Here is a 15,622-nt window from a genome sequence, read left to right as displayed (position 1 = left end):
CGAAGGAGTTCCATTGAGCGCATCGTTTGCCTCCGCGCTGGCCGCGGCCCGTGACGCGGCGGCGGCCCAGCATTACCCGCAGGGTACGCTGTACGTGGTGGCCACGCCCATCGGCAATCTGGCGGACATCGGCCTGCGGGCCTTGCACGTTCTGCAGCTGGTCGACGCCATCGCCTGCGAAGACACGCGCCACACCCAGGCGCTGCTGCGCGCCTACGGCATCGATACGAAGTCGCTGCTGAGCGTGCACCGCCACAACGAGGCGCAGGGCGCGCAGGAGGTCGTGCGGCGCCTGCAGCTGGGGCAGCGGGTGGCGTACGCCAGCGACGCGGGCACGCCCGGCGTGAGCGACCCGGGCGCGCGGGTGGTGGCGGCGGTGGTCGCGGCGGGGCTGCGCGTCATGCCGCTGCCGGGAGCCAGCAGCGTCACCACGGTGCTGAGCGCCACGGGAGCGGAAGGCGAGGAATCCGGCTTCGTGTTCTTCGGCTTCCTGCCCGCCAAGGCGGGGGAGCGGCAGCAGGCCGTCGAATCGCTGAGGCAGGAGCCGCGCGCGGTGGTGCTGCTGGAGGCGCCGCACCGCATCGCCGTGCTGGCGGAGAGCCTGGCGGTGCTGGGCGGGCGGCCGCTCACGGTCGGACGCGAGCTGACCAAGCAGTTCGAGCAGATCGCCACGATGGCCTGCGAGGCCTTCCCGGCCTGGCTGCAGGCCGACGCGGACCGCGCGCGCGGCGAATTCGCCCTGGTGCTGCACCCGGAGCGGGTGGTAGACGACGGTGCCCAGGCGCTGCGCGTGTTGCGGCTGCTGGTGGCCGAACTGCCGGTGAAGACCGCGGTGCGGCTGGCGGCGGAGATCACCGGGGCGTCGCGCAATACGCTGTATCCGGCGGCTCTCGCGATGAAGGGCGAGGCGGAATCGTAGGCTGGGGGTGACCGCGCGCGATGCGCGCCGGCACCCCAGCGCTGGCGCGCATCGCTGGGGTTGCGCTTCGCTCCACCGCCAGCATCGCTGGGGTTGCGCTTCGCTCCACCGCCAGCCTACGGTCCCGCCAGCCGCCCAGGCGCCTCAGATCACCAGCGGATCCACATCGATCGCCCACCGGATCAGGCCGCGCAGGCGCAAGCCCTGCAGCACCGGCTGCCACGCCGACAGGAAGGCCTGCAGCGCCGGCCGCGAGCCGCTTTCCAGCAGCAGCTGCGCCCGCTCCACGTTGGCCACGCGCTGCACCGTCATCGGCACCGGTGAATAGATCGTCACGCGGGCGCTGCCTTCCAGCGCCGCGGCGGCATCGGCGGCGGACTGCAGGAAGGCCTGCGCCACTTCCTGCGTGCGGGCGTCCGCCCGCAACAGGGCCTGGAAGGCGAAAGGCGGCATGGCGGCCTGCCGGCGTTCGCCCAGCTGCTGCGCGGCGAACGCGGGGTAATCGTGCTTCTTCAGGGCGGCGAACAGGGGATGCTCGGGGCTGAAGGTCTGCACCCACATCTCGCTGGCGGCCGAGCGTGCCGCATCGCGCCCGGCGCGCCCGGCCGCCTGCATCAGCAGGCTGAACAGGCGCTCGGGCGCGCGGAAGTCGCTGGAATACAGGGCACCGTCCGGATTCACCGCGGCCACCAGCGTGATGCGGCGGAAGTCGTGCCCCTTGGTGACCATCTGCGTGCCGACCAGCACATCGACCTCGCCGGAATGCACCTGCGCGAGCTGCTCCTCGAGCGCGCCCTTGTGCCGGGTGCTGTCGGCGTCCATGCGCGCGATGCGCGCAGGCTCGCCGTCGGGCCGGCGCGCATCCGCGAGCAGTTCGACCAGCTGCTCCTCCAGTCGCTCGGTGCCGCGCCCCAGCGGCGCGATGTCCACGTTGCCGCAGCTGGGGCAGGCCCGCGGCACCCGTTCGGTGAAGCCGCAGTGGTGGCAGCGCAGCGTGCGGTCGATCTTGTGGAACACGCGGAAGGCGCTGCAATGGCTGCATTCGCTCTTCCAGTCGCAGGCGTTGCAGGCCAGCACGGGGGCGTAGCCCCGCCGGTTGAGGAACACCAGGGCCTGCTCGCCCCGCGCGATGCGCTGCGAGATCGCCGCCAGCAGCGGCGGCGAGAACAGCGTGCCGTGCGGCTGGTGGTTCATGTTCACCAGCCGCACGGTGGGCAAGGCGCCGGCGCCGATGCGGGCCGGCATTTCGAGGCAGCGATAGCGGCCGCGCTCGCACGCGTGCCAGCTCTCCAGCGAGGGGGTGGCGGAACCGAGGACCACCTTGGCGCCCTCGGCGCGCGCGCGGTACACCGCGAGGTCGCGGGCCGAATAGCGGGCACCCTCCTGCTGCTTGTAGCTGGGATCGTGCTCCTCGTCGACGACGATGAGCCCCAGCCGCGGCAGCGAGGCGAACACCGCCATGCGGGTGCCCAGCACGATGCGCGCGCGGCCCAGGTGGGCGCCGATCCAGCTCTTGAGGCGCTGGGGATTCGTCATGCCGCTGTGCAGCGCCACCACCGCCGAGGCGCCGAAGCGGTCCTCGAAGCGCGCCTGCAGTTGCGGCGTGAGGTTGATCTCCGGCACCAGCACCAGGGCCTGTGCCTCGGGATCCCGGTCCAGCAGCGCCTGCACGGCCCGCAGGTACACCTCGGTCTTGCCGCTGCCGGTGGCCCCGAACAGCAGGAACGGACCGGGTTCGGCGCCAATGGCCGCCAGCGCCTGCGCCTGCTCGTCCGTCAGCGCGGGCGGCGCCGAGCGGACCGCTTCCACGGCCGCGGCTGCCTTGCGCTGCAGTCGGCGCGCCAGCTGCTCGGCGTCGAGTCCGCGCAGCTGCGGCGGCAGCGCCGCCAGCGCCACTTCGCCGAGGCTGCGCTGGTAGTAGCCGGCGGCGAAGGCGACGAGCCGGCGCCAGGCCGCCGACAAGGGCGGCAGGCCGCCGAGCACGGCGCCGACGGCGCGCAACTGCCCGGGATCGGGCTGCGGGCCGCCGCCGGCCGGCGCGTCCCAGACCACGCCGCACACCTCGCGTCGCCCCAGGGGCACGCGCACCAAGGCGCCCGGCAAGAGCGGGAGCTCACTCAGGTAGCTGAGCGGTTCGACGACGGTGCTGTGGGCGGGCGTCGGCACCACCACGTGCAGCAGGTGGCCCATGACTAAGGTGCCTTACGGATGCCGCTTAGGCCCGGATGGCGCAAACCCGCATAAGTCCTTGATTCCACAGCGCTTTGCCGCCACCCGCCGTTCTTGTGGATAACTTTGTTGATACCGCGTCGTCGCAGGCCCCCAAGCCCCGAGAAATCAAGGAGTTGCCTCGTCTGCACCGGGAAAGTGCACAAAGTGAAATGCAGCAAAATCAAGGACTTAGGCGCGCTACCTTTTTTGGAGCGCATCAGGCAGGGGCATGGTGGCCCAGGGGCCCCGCAACACAGGTTTTGTGCATAAGTCAAGCGCGCGAGCCAACGAATCGGCCAGGCGGGCGCTAGGGAACGTCCCGATGCGGCTTTCCTTACGCAGCGGCGCCAGCGCTGGCGCGCATCTTCGCAGAGTGCGCATGCACCGTTTCCACCAGCGCTTGCACGTGCTCCGGCGGCGTGTGCTGGCTGATGCCGTGGCCCAGGTTGAAGACCTGCGTCGGCCCGGTGCCGCTGCCGGTGTGCGGCGTGCCGAAGTCCTCGAGGATGCGGCGTGCTTCCGCGGCCACGGCCTCGGGCGGCGCGAACAGCGCGGCGGGATCCATGTTCCCCTGCAGCGCCTTGCTGGCGCCCACCTGGGCCCGCGCGCGGCGCAGGTTGACCGTCCAGTCCACGCCGAGCACGTCGCAATCGAGCCGGCCCATTTCGTCCAGCCAGAGGCCGCCGCCCTTGGTGAAGACGATGCGCGGGATGGTGACGCCTTCGGCGTCGGTGCGCTTGAGCCTGGCCAGCACCTGCGCGGTGTACTGCAGGCTGAACTGCTGGAAGGCGCTGTCCGCCAGGGCACCGCCCCAGCTGTCGAACACCATCACGGCCTGCGCGCCGGCGTCGATCTGCGCGTTGAGGTAGGCCGCGACGGCTTCGGCATTGACCTGGAGGATGCGATGCATCAGGTCCGGGCGGCTGTACAGCATGCTCTTGACGCCGCGCCAGTCGTCGCCCGAGCCGCCGCCTTCGACCATGTAGCAGGCCAGCGTCCAGGGGCTGCCGGAAAAGCCGATCAGGGGCACGCGGCCGTTCAGGGCCTTGCGGATCGACGTGACCGCGTCGAAGACGTACTTCAGCTTGTCGAGGTCGGGCACCTGCAGCGCGCCCACGGTGGCCTCGTCGCGCAGGGGCCGCGCCAGCTTGGGGCCTTCGCCCTCGGCGAAGCTCAGGCCCAGGCCCATGGCGTCCGGCACCGTCAGGATGTCCGAGAACAGGATCGCGGCGTCGAGCGCGAAGCGGTCCAGCGGCTGCAGGGTGACCTCGGTGGCGTACTGCACGTTGGTCGCCAGCCCCATGAAGCTGCCGGCGCGGGCGCGCGTCGCCTTGTATTCGGGCAGGTAGCGGCCGGCCTGGCGCATCAGCCACAGCGGCGTGTACGGTGTCGCCTGGCGCAGGCAGGCTCGGAGGAAGGTGTCGTTGGCGAGGGGCTGGAAACGCATCCCGCCATTGTCGCAGGGCCTATGATCCCGGTTTCCGGATGGGCAGCATGGCAGTTGATTTCGAGCAGGCGCGGGCGTTTTTTGTCGAAGGCGTGGCCGCCTACGAGGCCGGCCGCCTGCCCGAGGCCGAGCGCAAGTTCGCCGCCGCGCTGTCGCTCGCGCCGGGGCGGCCCTCCGTCCTGAGCAACCTCGGCGCGGTGCGGCTCAAGCTGGGGCGCGCCGAGGAGGCGCTCGCCCTGCTGCAGGAGGCCCTGGAGCGCGAACCGGCGAACGCCGAGACGCTCGGGCACTGCGGCACCGCGCTGGCGGAACTCGGTCGCACCGCGGACGCCCTGGCCCATTTCGACCGCGCGCTGGCCGCGGACGCGCGCTCGCCCGCCTTGTGGATCCTGCGCGGGAATGCGCTGAAGGAGCTGGGGCGCGCCGGCGATGCGGCGCAGTCCTTCCGCGAGGCGCTGGCGCGCGGCGGCGACCGCGAGCTGCTTGGCTATTACCTCGCGGGCCTCGAAGCCGGCGAGGCGCCGCAACGGCCGCCCTCCCATTACGTGGAGGCGCTGTTCGACGGCTATGCGGCGCAATTCGACGAGCACCTGGTGCGGACGCTGCGCTACGACGCGCCGCGCGTGCTCACGCAGCGGCTGGCAGCGATGGGAGCGCGCTGGCGCCACGCGCTCGACCTGGGTTGCGGCACCGGCCTGTGCGGCCCGTACCTGCGTGCGATGGCCGATCGCGTCACCGGCGTGGACCTGTCGTCGAACATGCTGGAGAAGGCCCGCAAGCTGGGTGCGTACGACGCGCTGGTGCAGGGCGACGTGGTGGCGTATCTCGCCGGAGCCACGGAATCCTTCGATGTCGTGGTCGCGGCCGACGTGTTCGTGTACGTGGGCGCGCTCGGCGAGGTGTTCCGGCTGCTGGCGCAGCGCATGCCCGCCGGCGGAAGCTTCTGCTTCACCGTGGAGGAGTCGCGGGGCGCGGAGCTGGAACTGCGGTCCAGCCTGCGGTATGCGCATTCGGAGGCGGGGATCCGGCGGCTCGCGCAGGCGCATGGCTTCGCGGTGAGCGCACTGGAGAAGCGGCCGGTGCGCGAGGACCAGCGGGTGCCGATCCCGGGGCTGTTCTTGTGGATGGAGCGAACGTAGGCTGGCGGTGACGAAGGAACCCCAGCTCGCTGCGCTACGCTGATCGCTGGGGTTCCTTCGTCACCCCAGCCTACGAAGAGGACCCCCGCGTCACGGCACAGCGCGCGTCATGCCAGTGCCCCCGCTTCATCCCACCGCCTTGCGCAGCGCCTGGTCCAGGTCCCACAGGATGTCCTCCACATCCTCGATGCCGACCGACAGCCGGATCATGTCGGGCCGCACGCCGGCGCGCTGCAGTTCCTCCTCGCTCAACTGCCGGTGCGTGGTCGATGCGGGATGGATCACCAGCGTCTTGGCGTCGCCGATGTTCGCGAGATGCGAGAGGAACTCGCAGGCATCGATGAAGCGTTCGCCCGCCTTGGTCGCATCGGGTGCGCGGATGCCGAAGGTGAGGATGCCCGAGGCGCCCGGCTGGCCGTCGATGGCGCGGAACTGCTTTTTCGCCAGGGCGTAGTGCGGCGAGTCCTGAAGCCCCGGATAGTTGACCCAGCCCACCAGCGGATGGTCGGCGAGGAACTCGGCGACGCGCCGCGCGTTGCGGCAATGCGCCTGCATGCGCAGGTGCAGCGTCTCGATGCCCTGCAGGATCAGCCACGCGTTCAGCGGCGACAGCGCGCCGCCGAAGGTGCGGTTGACCTCCATGCGCGCCTTCATGGTGTAGCCGAAGTCGCCGAAGGTCTCGTAGAACTTCACGCCGTGGTAGGCGCGGCTCGGCTCCAGCATCTCGGGAAACTTCTCGCGCGCCAGGCCGCTGCCCCAGTCGAACTTGCCCGATTCCACCAGCACGCCCGCCATCGTCGTGCCGTGGCCGCCCAGGTACTTGGTCGCGCTGTGCACGATGATGTCGGCGCCGAAGTCGAACGGGTTGCACAGGTAGGGGCTGGCCACCGTGTTGTCGATGATCAGCGGCAGGCCGTGCGCATGGGCGATGTGCGCTACCGCCTCGATGTCGAACACGTTCACCAGCGGATTGCCCAGCGTCTCGCCGTAGACCGCGCGGGTGTTCGGGCGGATCGCGCGGCGGAAGTTCTCCGGGTCCTGCGGATCGACGAAGGTCGTCTCGATGCCCAGTCGCCCGAAGCCGATCCCGAGCTGGCCCACGGTGCCGCCGTACAGGGTGGAGGCCGCGACGATGTGGTCACCCGCCTTCAGGATCGCGAGGATCGCCGTCATCTGCGCCGCCATGCCGGTGGCGCAGGCGAGCGCGGCACGCCCGCCTTCGAGCGAGGCCACGCGTTCCTCCAGCACTGCCACCGTCGGATTGCTGATGCGGCTGTAGACGTTGCCGAAGGTCTGCAGGTTGAACAGGCTCGCCGCGTGCTCCGCGGAGTCGAACACGAAGCTGGTGGTCTGGTGGATCGGCGTGGCGCGCGCGCCGGTCACCGGGTCGGGGATGGCGCCGGCGTGGATGGCACGGGTGCCGAACGCGTATTCGTGGTCGGCGCCGGCTTGCGATGTCTTGCCGGAACCGTCGTCGTGGTCTTGTGCCATCTCAGTAGAACAGTTGCTGCGGCCGCCGAGCCGAGATCACCTTGGTGTTCACGCCGGCCCAGTTGAGGCCGCCGAACAGGCGGGCATGTTCGATCTTCACGCAGCGGTCCATCACCACGGCGAGGCCCGCGGCGCGCGCCCTGGCGGCCGAGGCTTCGTCGACGACGCCGATCTGCATCCAGAGGCACTTCGCGCCGATGGCGATGGCTTCGTCGGCGATCGGCGGGATGTCGGCGCTCTTGCGAAAGCAGTCCACCAGGTCGATCTTCTCGCCCGCTTGCGCCGCGGCCGTCACGCTGGGATAGCTGCGCTGGCCCAGGATCTCCGGCGCGGAGGGGTTGATCGGCACGATGCGGTAGCCGTGCTCCTGCATGTACTTGGCCGCGAAGAAGCTCGGGCGGTGCCATTGCGGCGACAGGCCGACGACCGCCAGCGTGCGGCAGGTGCCGAGGATGCGGCGCAGTTCGTGGATCGTGCTCATCGCGCCAGTGTACGCACCGGCGCGCGCGACCTACATCTGGCCGATCGCGTTGCGCACTTCGTCCGCGCCCAGCACTTCGGACAGCACCACCGGCGCACGGCCCGGGCGGTAGATCACGTAGACCGGCACGCCGTTGCGCCCCAGTTGCGCGAGGGCCGCGGTGATGGCCGGATCGCGGCGCGTCCAGTCGGCGCGCAGCAGCGTGAAGTTGCCTTTGGCGAAGTCTTCCAGCACGTCGGTGCGCGAGAGCGTGGTCTTCTTGTTCAGCTGGCAGGTCACGCACCAGGCCGCGGTGAAGTCCACGAACACCGGCTTGCCGGCGGCGACCAGCTGCTGCACGCGCTCCGGCGCCCAGGGCTGCCAGCGGCTGTCCATCGCCCGGGCGACGGTCGCCGCGGTGGCCGGGCGCGTGATCGCGCCGCCGATGCTCCAGGCGACGAACGCCAGGCCGGCGAGCGCCACCGAGCCCAGGATGACGCGGGTGCGGCCGTGCAGTGTCAGCGCCCACACGACCATGCTCAGGGCCACCAGCACGGCGAGCAGCGAGGCGGCGCCGTCGATGCCGCTTTGCTGGCCCAGCACCCAGACCAGCCAGGCGACGGTGGCGAACATCGGGAAGGCCATCAGGCGGCGGAAGGTTTCCATCCACGCGCCCGGCCGCGGCAGCCAGCCGGCGATGGCGGGGATCCAGGCGGCGGCCAGGTAGGGCAGCGCCATGCCGAAGCCCAGCGCGACGAAGATCGCCATCGCCTCGCCCGCCGGCAGGGTGGCCGCGAACCCGAGCGAGGCGCCCATGAAGGGCGCGGTGCAGGGCGAGGCGACGGCCACGGCCAGCACGCCGGTCAGGAAGGCGTTGGCCACCGGGTGCTTCGCTTCCAGGGTCGCCACGGCGCTCGGAAGGAACGAGCGGAATTCGAAGACGCCGGACAGGTTCAGCGCGATCAGCGTGAACAGCGCCGCGAGCGTCGCGACCACGCCGGGGGACTGCAGCTGGAAGCCCCAGCCCAGTTGCTCGCCGGCCGCGCGCAGCGCCAGCATCAGGGCGCCCAGTGCGGCGAAGGACACGATCACGCCGGCGGTATAGGCCAGGCCGCTGATGCGGTGGCCGCGGCGGTCGTCCGCGTGCTGCGTGAAGCCCACGACCTTGATCGCGAGCACCGGGAACACGCAGGGCATCAGGTTGAGGATCAGGCCACCGAGCAGCGCGCCGAACAGGGCGGCCAGCAAGGTGGTGCCGGCCGTCGACGGCGCGCCGGCGTTCGGGAGTGCGGCGCTCTGGCGCAGGGCTTCCTGGAGAGCCGGGGAGATCGCGCTGGCCGGCGCGGCCTTGGCGGGCCAGGTGCCGGTGACGGGTGCTTCGACCCGCCAGGCCTGGTCGCCCGCGGCGAGCACCACGGGCAGCACGTTGGGGCTGGCGCCGCGGTGGGGGGACAGGGGCACGCTGGCCGTCCAGGCTTCGCCCTTCCAGGCCTGGGTCCAGGCGCCGGGCGGGTCGATCACCTCCCCGGTTTCGGGGAAGAATTCGAGGTTTTTTCCCCGCGCGGCGGCCGGCAGCCCCGCCACCGAAATTTCCAGCCGCTGGCCTTCGATCCTGACCTGCGCGCCGGATTTCAGCGCTTGCGGCACCGCCGCGAGCGCGGCCTGGAAATTGCCGCCATGCAGCGCGGTCGACCCGCGGGCCGGCAGCTTCAGCGTGAAGCTGCCCTCCTCGGGAATGCATTCCTTCTGGCAGACCAGCCACGAGGCCTTGAGCTGGATCTCGGTTTCGGCGGCTACCGGCTTGAACGCCGATGTCACGGTGAGCGGCACCGGCAGCAGCACGGTGCCTTCGTAGCCGTAGTTCATCAGCGGGCCGACCGGCAGCTTGCGCGGCACCGGCCAGGCGATCTCACCGGCCTCGATGCCGGCCGGCAGGCTCCACGTGACCAGGGTGGGCAGGCCGGAGTCGCCCGGGTTCTTCCAGTAGGTGTGCCACTCCGGCTTGTGCGTGATCTTCAGGCCCAGCCAGGCCGGCTTGCCGGCCTCCAGGCCGTCCGGCGCATGCGCCAGCAGCTCGGCCCGCACGTGCTCGGTGGTGACCACGGCCTTGTCCGCCTGGGCGAAGGAGGCGGCGGGCAGGAGGGCCGCCGCGAGGCTGAGGGCGGCGAGCAGGCGGGCGAATGTCATGGCTGCAAGGTGGAGCTCTGCGGTGAGGCCGAAGTTCCGGAGTTCAGGCGAAGCCCAGCACCACCCGTCGGGTGGTGGCGCTCTTCTTCTCGATTTTGGTAACGACCACCGCCCCGATTTCCGAGGTGTTGGCCACGTGGGTGCCGCCGCAGGGCTGGTAATCGATCGCGGACGCGCCGCCGATGCGGATGGTGCGCACCCGCCCCGTGCCGCGCGGCGGCTGCACGGACATGCTCTTGACCAGGGCCGGATTGGCATCCAGGTCCTCGTCCGTGATGGCGCCGATTTCGACCGCGTGGCCTGCAGCCACCAGGCGGGCGATGCCGGCGGTGAGCGCTTCCTTCTCCAGCGGGTCGGTCATGTTGAAGTCCAGCCGGGCATAGTCCGGCGTGATCGAGCAGCCGTTCACCAGCTGCGGCACCAGGTGGCACAGCAGGTGGGTCGTGGTGTGGAAGCGCATCAGCCGGTGGCGGCGGTCCCAGTCGATGCGCGCGACGACGGCGTCGCCCGGGCGCAATTCCGCCAGCAGGGCCTCCTGGCCGGGCTGCGGCACATGCGCCACGCCGCCCGTGGGCAGGCCCTGCTCGTCCTTGGCCTTGCGGGTGTCCGCGATTTGCAGCAGGCGCCCGTCGGGCAGCACCAGCATGCCGGTGTCCCCGGCCTGTCCGCCGCCCAGCGGATAGAACACCGTGCGGTCCAGCACCACCCCCTGCTCGCCGAGGGCGAGCACGGTGGCGGGCGTCTCCCGCAGATAGGCGTCCTGTCGAAACAACTCTTGCGTCATCCTCCGATTGTCCCTTTTCCCGCGCTTCCGCCCCACAGTATGGGATCAGGGACGCACACTTCGTGCCATGTCCCGAACCGCCTCGCTCCTGTTCGTGCTGCTGGCGGGAGTCGCCGGCTGCAGCGACACCGCCCGCCTGCCCGAAGCCGCCACCGTCGGCGCGCAGCCGCAGTTGCCGCCGCCCGCCAAGTCGCTGATCCCCACCGTGCACATCGCCCCGGCGCAGGGCTGGCCGCAGGACCGCCAGCCGCAGGCGCCGCCCGGGTTCCGGGTGGCGGCGCTGGAGCGGGGCCTGGAGCATCCGCGCTGGCTCTACGTGCTGCCCAATGGCGACATCCTGGTGGCCGAGAGCAACGCCCCGAAGCCGCCGCCCGGCGATGAACCCAAGGGAATCAAGAGCTTCGTCATGAAGCAGGTGATGAAGCGCGCGGGCGCGGGGGTGCCCAGTCCCGACCGCATCCTGCTGCTGCGCGATGCGAACGGCGACGGGCAGGCGGAGCACAAGAGTGTGTTCATCGACAAGCTGCACTCGCCCTTCGGCATGGCCCTGGTGGGCAACGACCTGTATGTCGCCAACGCCGATGCGGTGGTGCGCTTTCCCTACCAGCCGGGGCAGACGCAGATCACCGCGGCGCCGGTGAAGGTGACGGACCTGCCGGCGGGCCGCAACCACCACTGGACCAAGGGCCTGGTGGCGAGCCCCGACGGCCGCAAGCTCTACGCCTCGGTGGGCTCCAACAGCAATGTCGCCGAGCACGGCATGGAGAAGGAGGACGGCCGCGCGGCGATCTGGGAGATCGACGTGGCCAGCGGCAGCAAGCGCCTGTTCGCCGGCGGCCTGCGCAACCCGGTGGGCCTGGCGTTCGAGCCCCGCACGCGCGCCCTGTGGGCGGTGGTGAACGAGCGCGACGAGCTCGGGAGCGACCTCGTCCCGGATTATCTGACCTCGGTGCGCGAGGGCGCCTTCTACGGCTGGCCCTGGAGCTACTGGGGCGCGCACGTGGACGACCGCGTGCAGCCGCCGCGGCCCGAGATGGTGGCGCGCGCGATCGCGCCGGACTTCGCCCTGGGCAACCACGTGGCGCCGCTGGGGCTCGCGTTCTCGGAGGGGCGGCTGGCTGCGCCTTATGCCGAAGGGGCGTTCGTCGGCGAGCACGGATCGTGGAACCGGGCGCCGCGCAGTGGCTACAAGGTGGTGTTCGTGCCGTTCGCCAACGGCAGGCCGGCGGGGCCGCCGCAGGATTTCCTCACCGGTTTCCTGAGTCCGGACGGCCATGCCTGGGGCCGGCCGGTGGGCGTGGCGCTGGATCGCACCGGTGGCCTGCTGGTGGCCGACGATGTCGGCAACACGGTCTGGCGGATCGCGCCTGCGCGGTGAATTTTCGAAGCGCCGTTGACGTAGGCTGGTGCTGAGCCGCGCCAGCGCGAAGCCCAGCGGTTCCTCAGCCCAGCGTCGGCAGCGCCCCGTTCAGGTACGCCGTGATGATCATCGCGGTCAGCGAAGGCCCGCGCGTGCACTGGTCGAGCGCCACCGCGATCGACAAGGCCAGCGAGGGCCAGACGGCGCGGTTCCAGCTCTCGCGCCAGGCGGTTTCAGCAAATGATCGAAGAGTCCCCATGCACGAATGGTCTCCGGCGCGGGGGGCCCTGTCGTTCGGCGGAAGCCGCAAGGAAGCCGTCGCGTGCAGGCAGCCCGGCCGTAAGACACGTGACTACAGGCGCGTGGGCCCGCCTGCATGCGTGTCGGTCAGGATCGCGGCGGTAAGGGCAGCGCCGTCTTGTAGCGGACCTGCTTGAGCGCGAAGCTGGAGCGGATCTTCTCGATCCCGGGGATCGGCGTGAGCTGTTCCAGGATGAAGCGCTCCAGCGCCGCGATGTCCGGCACCGCGACGCGGATCAGGTAGTCGCTGTCGCCGGTCATGAGGTAGCACTCCATCACCTCGTCGTGCTCCGCGATGCGGCGCTCGAATTCCGCCAGCGCCTCCTTCGACTGCGACTTCAGGCTGATGTTGATGAACACGTTCAGGCCCAGGCCCAGCGCCTTGGCGTTGGCCAGCGCCACGTAGCGCTCGATCACGCCCGCGGCCTCCAGCGCCTTCACGCGCGCCAGGCACGGAGAGGGCGAGAGATGGACCCGCCGCGCCAGTTCGACGTTGGTGAGCGAGCCGTCTTCCTGCAGTTGCGCCAGGATGCGCAGGTCGGTGGTGTCCAAGTGCACGGAATGCTGTGAAATGCGGAGACTGAGGCATTTTATGCCGCCGAGCCAAGCCTCCACCTGCATTTCGGCGCCCCGTGCCGCGCCATCGTGCCTAGAGTGGAGGCATGGCCGACGACAGCATCACGCGTTACCTCGCCGACGAGAACGGCGACACCGACCCCATCGAGACCGCGGAGTGGCGCGACGCCTTCCGCGCGCTGGTGGAACAGGAAGGGCCCGCGCGGGCCCGCTTCATCCTCGACCAGCTCGCGGTGCTCGGAAGGAGCCCCGCGGTGGGCTGGTCGCCGGAGCTGGTCACGCCCTACGTGAACACCGTGCCGGTGGAACGCCAGCCGGTGTTCCCGGGCGACCTCGCGATCGAGGAGAAGCTCGCGTCGATCATGCGCTGGAACGCGCTGGCGATGGTGGTGCGCGCCAACACGGCGTACGGCGAGCTCGGGGGCCACATCGCCAGCTACGCGAGCGCCGCGGACCTGTTCGAGGTGGGCTTCAACCACTTCTTCCGCGCCCGCAGCGAGCAGGGCAAGGGCGACCTGGTGTTCTACCAGCCGCACAGCGCGCCCGGCGTCTATGCGCGCGCCTTCCTCGAGGGCCGCCTGCGCGAGCAGGACCTCGCGCATTACCGTCAGGAGATCGCCGCGCCGGGCGAAGGCGCACGCGGGCTTTCCAGCTATCCGCACCCCTGGCTGATGCCGGACTTCTGGCAGTTCCCGACCGGCTCGATGGGCATCGGTCCGATCAGCTCGATCTACCACGCGCGCTTCATGCGTTACCTCACGCATCGGGGGCTGGTCGATTGCGGCGCGCGCAAGGTGTGGGGCGTGTTCGGCGACGGCGAGATGGACGAGCCCGAGAGCATGAGCGCGCTGACGCTGGCCTCGCGCGAGAAGCTGGACAACCTGGTGTGGGTGGTCAACTGCAACCTGCAGCGGCTCGATGGTCCGGTGCGCGGCAACGGCCGCATCGTCGACGAACTGGAGAAGCTGTTCCGCGGCGCCGGCTGGAACGTGATCAAGCTGCTGTGGGGCAGCGACTGGGACGGCCTGTTCGCGCGCGACACCTCCGCCGCGCTGGTGCGCGCCTTCGCGCACACGGTGGACGGCCAGATGCAGACCTTCGCCGCCAAGGACGGGCGCTTCAACCGCGACAACTTCTTCGGCCAGAACAAGGAGCTCGCGCGGCTGGCGCAGGGCATGACGGACGAACAGATCGACCGCCTCAAGCGCGGCGGCCACGACCTCGTGAAGATCCACGCGGCCTACGACGCCGCCGCGCGCCACCACGGCCAGCCCACCGTGATCCTGGCCCACACGAAGAAGGGCTACGGCATGGGCAAGGCGGGGCAGGGCCGCATGACCACGCACAGCCACAAGAAGCTGGACGAGACCGAGCTGCTGGAGTTCCGCAACCGCTTCAACCTGCCGCTGTCGGACGAACAGGCCAAGACGCTCGCCTTCTACAAGCCCGCCGACGACAGCGCCGAGATGCGCTACCTGCACGCGCGGCGCGCCGCGCTGGGCGGCTACCTGCCGCAGCGGCAGACGAAGGCCGACGCGGTGCCCGTGCCCGAGGCGGAAAGCTATGCGCAGTTCGCGCTGCAGGCAGGCGGCAAGGAAATGTCCACCACCATGGCCTTCGTGCGCCTGATGGCGGGGCTGCTGAAAGACCCGCAGCTGGGCCCGCGCATCGTGCCGATCGTGGCCGACGAGGCGCGCACCTTCGGCATGGCCAACCTGTTCAAGCAGGTGGGCATCTATTCCAGCGTGGGGCAGAAGTACGAGCCGGAGGACATCGGCTCCGTGCTGTCGTACCGCGAGGCGCTCGACGGCCAGATCCTGGAGGAGGGCATCAGCGAGGCGGGCGCCATCGCGAGCTGGACGGCCGCGGCCACCAGCTACAGCGTGCACGGCTACGCCATGCTGCCCTTCTACATCTACTACTCGATGTTCGGCTTCCAGCGCGTGGGCGACGCCATCTGGGCGGCGGCCGACCAACGCGCGCGCGGCTTCCTGCTCGGTGCGACCTCGGGCCGCACGACGCTGGCGGGCGAGGGCCTGCAGCACCAGGACGGCAGCAGCCACCTCGTGGCCGCGACCATCCCGAACTGCAAGGCCTACGATCCCGCGTTCGCGGGCGAGATGGCCGTGATCGTCGATGCGGGCATGCGCGAAATGCTGGTGGAGCAGCACGACGTGTTCTATTACGTCACGCTGATGAACGAGAACTACGCCCAGCCGGACCTGCCGGCCGATGCGCGCGAGGGCGTGGTGCGCGGCTGCTACCGCTTCGGCGCGTACGGTGCGCCGGACGCGCCGCGGCGCGTCACGCTGATGGGGTCGGGCGCGATCCTCACCGAGGTGATCGCCGCGGCGCAGCAGCTTGCGCAGCAGGGCATCGCCAGCGAAGTCTTCAGCGTGACCAGCTGGAGCGAGCTGGCCCGCGACGGCGTGGCCTGCGAGCGCGATGCCCTGGAAAACGGCGTGGAGCGCGCGGCGTACGTGGCGCAGCAGCTCGGCGCGTCCGGCGGGCCGGTGATCGCCGCCAGCGACTACGTGCGCGCCGTGCCGGAGAGCATCCGCGCCTTCGTGCCTTCCGCGCGGCGCTACGTGACGTTGGGCACGGATGGATTCGGCCGCAGCGACACGCGGGCCGCGCTGCGGGCGTATTTCCGGGTGGATGCGGGGAGCATTGCGCGGGCGGCGCTGCACGCACTGAAGTCGTAAGCCGGCGCATGGCCGTCTTCGTAGGCTGGCGGTGAACGCGCGC

The 15,622-nt window shown here is 70.7% G+C and carries 12 protein-coding genes; 4 read left to right on the top strand and 8 right to left on the bottom strand.

The features are described 5' to 3' along the window. The first annotated feature begins 13 nt into the window (after positions 1-13). Positions 14-919: a 16S rRNA (cytidine(1402)-2'-O)-methyltransferase gene (gene rsmI, locus WG923_RS08905; protein WP_340350583.1), complete on the top strand. Its 906-nt coding sequence runs from the start codon at positions 14-16 to the stop codon at positions 917-919. 144 nt (positions 920-1,063) lie between these two features. On the opposite strand, the gene WG923_RS08900 is transcribed toward rsmI, so the two are convergent. Further along, entirely contained in the window at positions 1,064-3,109 is a 2,046-nt protein-coding gene (locus tag WG923_RS08900; protein ID WP_340350582.1) for a primosomal protein N', read from the bottom strand. 355 nt (positions 3,110-3,464) lie between these two features. After that, on the bottom strand, positions 3,465-4,577 hold the full coding sequence (hemE, locus tag WG923_RS08895) for a uroporphyrinogen decarboxylase (protein WP_340350581.1): 1,113 nt from the start codon (positions 4,575-4,577) through the stop codon (positions 3,465-3,467). 47 nt (positions 4,578-4,624) lie between these two features. Between hemE and WG923_RS08890 the strand changes: the two genes are divergently transcribed. Then, the gene (locus WG923_RS08890) at positions 4,625-5,716 is read left to right on the top strand and encodes a tetratricopeptide repeat protein (RefSeq protein WP_340350580.1); all 1,092 of its coding nucleotides are present in this window, start codon (positions 4,625-4,627) and stop codon (positions 5,714-5,716) included. A 126-nt stretch (positions 5,717-5,842) separates the two neighbouring features. On the opposite strand, the gene WG923_RS08885 is transcribed toward WG923_RS08890, so the two are convergent. Genes WG923_RS08885 through WG923_RS08870 form a run of 4 tightly spaced genes read right to left on the bottom strand, consistent with a single transcriptional unit; the run spans position 5,843 to position 10,638 of the window. After that, a complete protein-coding gene (locus WG923_RS08885; protein WP_340350579.1) occupies positions 5,843-7,207 on the bottom strand; it encodes an O-acetylhomoserine aminocarboxypropyltransferase/cysteine synthase family protein in 1,365 nt (454 codons plus the stop codon). A 1-nt stretch (position 7,208) separates the two neighbouring features. Next, positions 7,209-7,688: a CoA-binding protein gene (locus WG923_RS08880; protein ID WP_340350578.1), complete on the bottom strand. Its 480-nt coding sequence runs from the start codon at positions 7,686-7,688 to the stop codon at positions 7,209-7,211. 30 nt (positions 7,689-7,718) lie between these two features. Next, complete coding sequence (locus tag WG923_RS08875; protein WP_340350577.1) at positions 7,719-9,854, bottom strand: protein-disulfide reductase DsbD family protein; 2,136 nt, start codon at positions 9,852-9,854, stop codon at positions 7,719-7,721. A gap of 43 nt (positions 9,855-9,897) precedes the next feature. Further along, complete coding sequence (locus WG923_RS08870; RefSeq protein WP_340350576.1) at positions 9,898-10,638, bottom strand: alanyl-tRNA editing protein; 741 nt, start codon at positions 10,636-10,638, stop codon at positions 9,898-9,900. A 67-nt stretch (positions 10,639-10,705) separates the two neighbouring features. Between WG923_RS08870 and WG923_RS08865 the strand changes: the two genes are divergently transcribed. Beyond that, positions 10,706-12,016 (top strand): PQQ-dependent sugar dehydrogenase, encoded by a 1,311-nt coding sequence (locus tag WG923_RS08865; protein ID WP_340350575.1) that lies wholly within the window; start codon positions 10,706-10,708, stop codon positions 12,014-12,016. A gap of 64 nt (positions 12,017-12,080) precedes the next feature. Here WG923_RS08865 and WG923_RS08860 read toward each other — a convergent pair whose 3' ends face one another. Both WG923_RS08860 and WG923_RS08855 read right to left on the bottom strand, forming a co-directional pair. Beyond that, positions 12,081-12,257 (bottom strand): hypothetical protein, encoded by a 177-nt coding sequence (locus tag WG923_RS08860; protein ID WP_340350574.1) that lies wholly within the window; start codon positions 12,255-12,257, stop codon positions 12,081-12,083. A 128-nt stretch (positions 12,258-12,385) separates the two neighbouring features. Beyond that, entirely contained in the window at positions 12,386-12,856 is a 471-nt protein-coding gene (locus WG923_RS08855) for an Lrp/AsnC family transcriptional regulator (RefSeq protein WP_340350573.1), read from the bottom strand. 104 nt (positions 12,857-12,960) lie between these two features. Here WG923_RS08855 and mdeB point away from each other — a divergent pair, with 104 nt between their 5' ends. Further along, entirely contained in the window at positions 12,961-15,579 is a 2,619-nt protein-coding gene (mdeB, locus tag WG923_RS08850) for an alpha-ketoglutarate dehydrogenase (RefSeq protein WP_340350572.1), read from the top strand. Positions 15,580-15,622 lie beyond the last annotated feature (43 nt).

The sequence above is a fragment of the Ramlibacter sp. AN1133 genome (genome assembly GCF_037890035.1).
Classification (GTDB): Bacteria; Pseudomonadota; Gammaproteobacteria; order Burkholderiales; family Burkholderiaceae_C; genus Ramlibacter.
The sequence above is the reverse complement of the archived record's forward strand: the minus strand, read 5'-3'. Positions and strand labels throughout refer to the sequence as shown.

Bases quoted from the DNA above. Each gene is read 5' to 3' on its own strand.
- hemE (WP_340350581.1), bottom strand. From the start codon at position 4,577: ATGCGTTTCCAGCCCCTCGCCAACGACACCTTCCTCCGAGCCTGCCTG.
- mdeB (WP_340350572.1), top strand. From the start codon at position 12,961: ATGGCCGACGACAGCATCACGCGTTACCTCGCCGACGAGAACGGCGAC.
- WG923_RS08885 (WP_340350579.1), bottom strand. From the start codon at position 7,207: ATGGCACAAGACCACGACGACGGTTCCGGCAAGACATCGCAAGCCGGC.
- WG923_RS08900 (WP_340350582.1), bottom strand. From the start codon at position 3,109: ATGGGCCACCTGCTGCACGTGGTGGTGCCGACGCCCGCCCACAGCACC.
- WG923_RS08860 (WP_340350574.1), bottom strand. From the start codon at position 12,257: ATGGGGACTCTTCGATCATTTGCTGAAACCGCCTGGCGCGAGAGCTGG.
- WG923_RS08880 (WP_340350578.1), bottom strand. From the start codon at position 7,688: ATGAGCACGATCCACGAACTGCGCCGCATCCTCGGCACCTGCCGCACG.
- WG923_RS08890 (WP_340350580.1), top strand. From the start codon at position 4,625: ATGGCAGTTGATTTCGAGCAGGCGCGGGCGTTTTTTGTCGAAGGCGTG.
- WG923_RS08865 (WP_340350575.1), top strand. From the start codon at position 10,706: ATGTCCCGAACCGCCTCGCTCCTGTTCGTGCTGCTGGCGGGAGTCGCC.
- WG923_RS08875 (WP_340350577.1), bottom strand. From the start codon at position 9,854: ATGACATTCGCCCGCCTGCTCGCCGCCCTCAGCCTCGCGGCGGCCCTC.
- WG923_RS08870 (WP_340350576.1), bottom strand. From the start codon at position 10,638: ATGACGCAAGAGTTGTTTCGACAGGACGCCTATCTGCGGGAGACGCCC.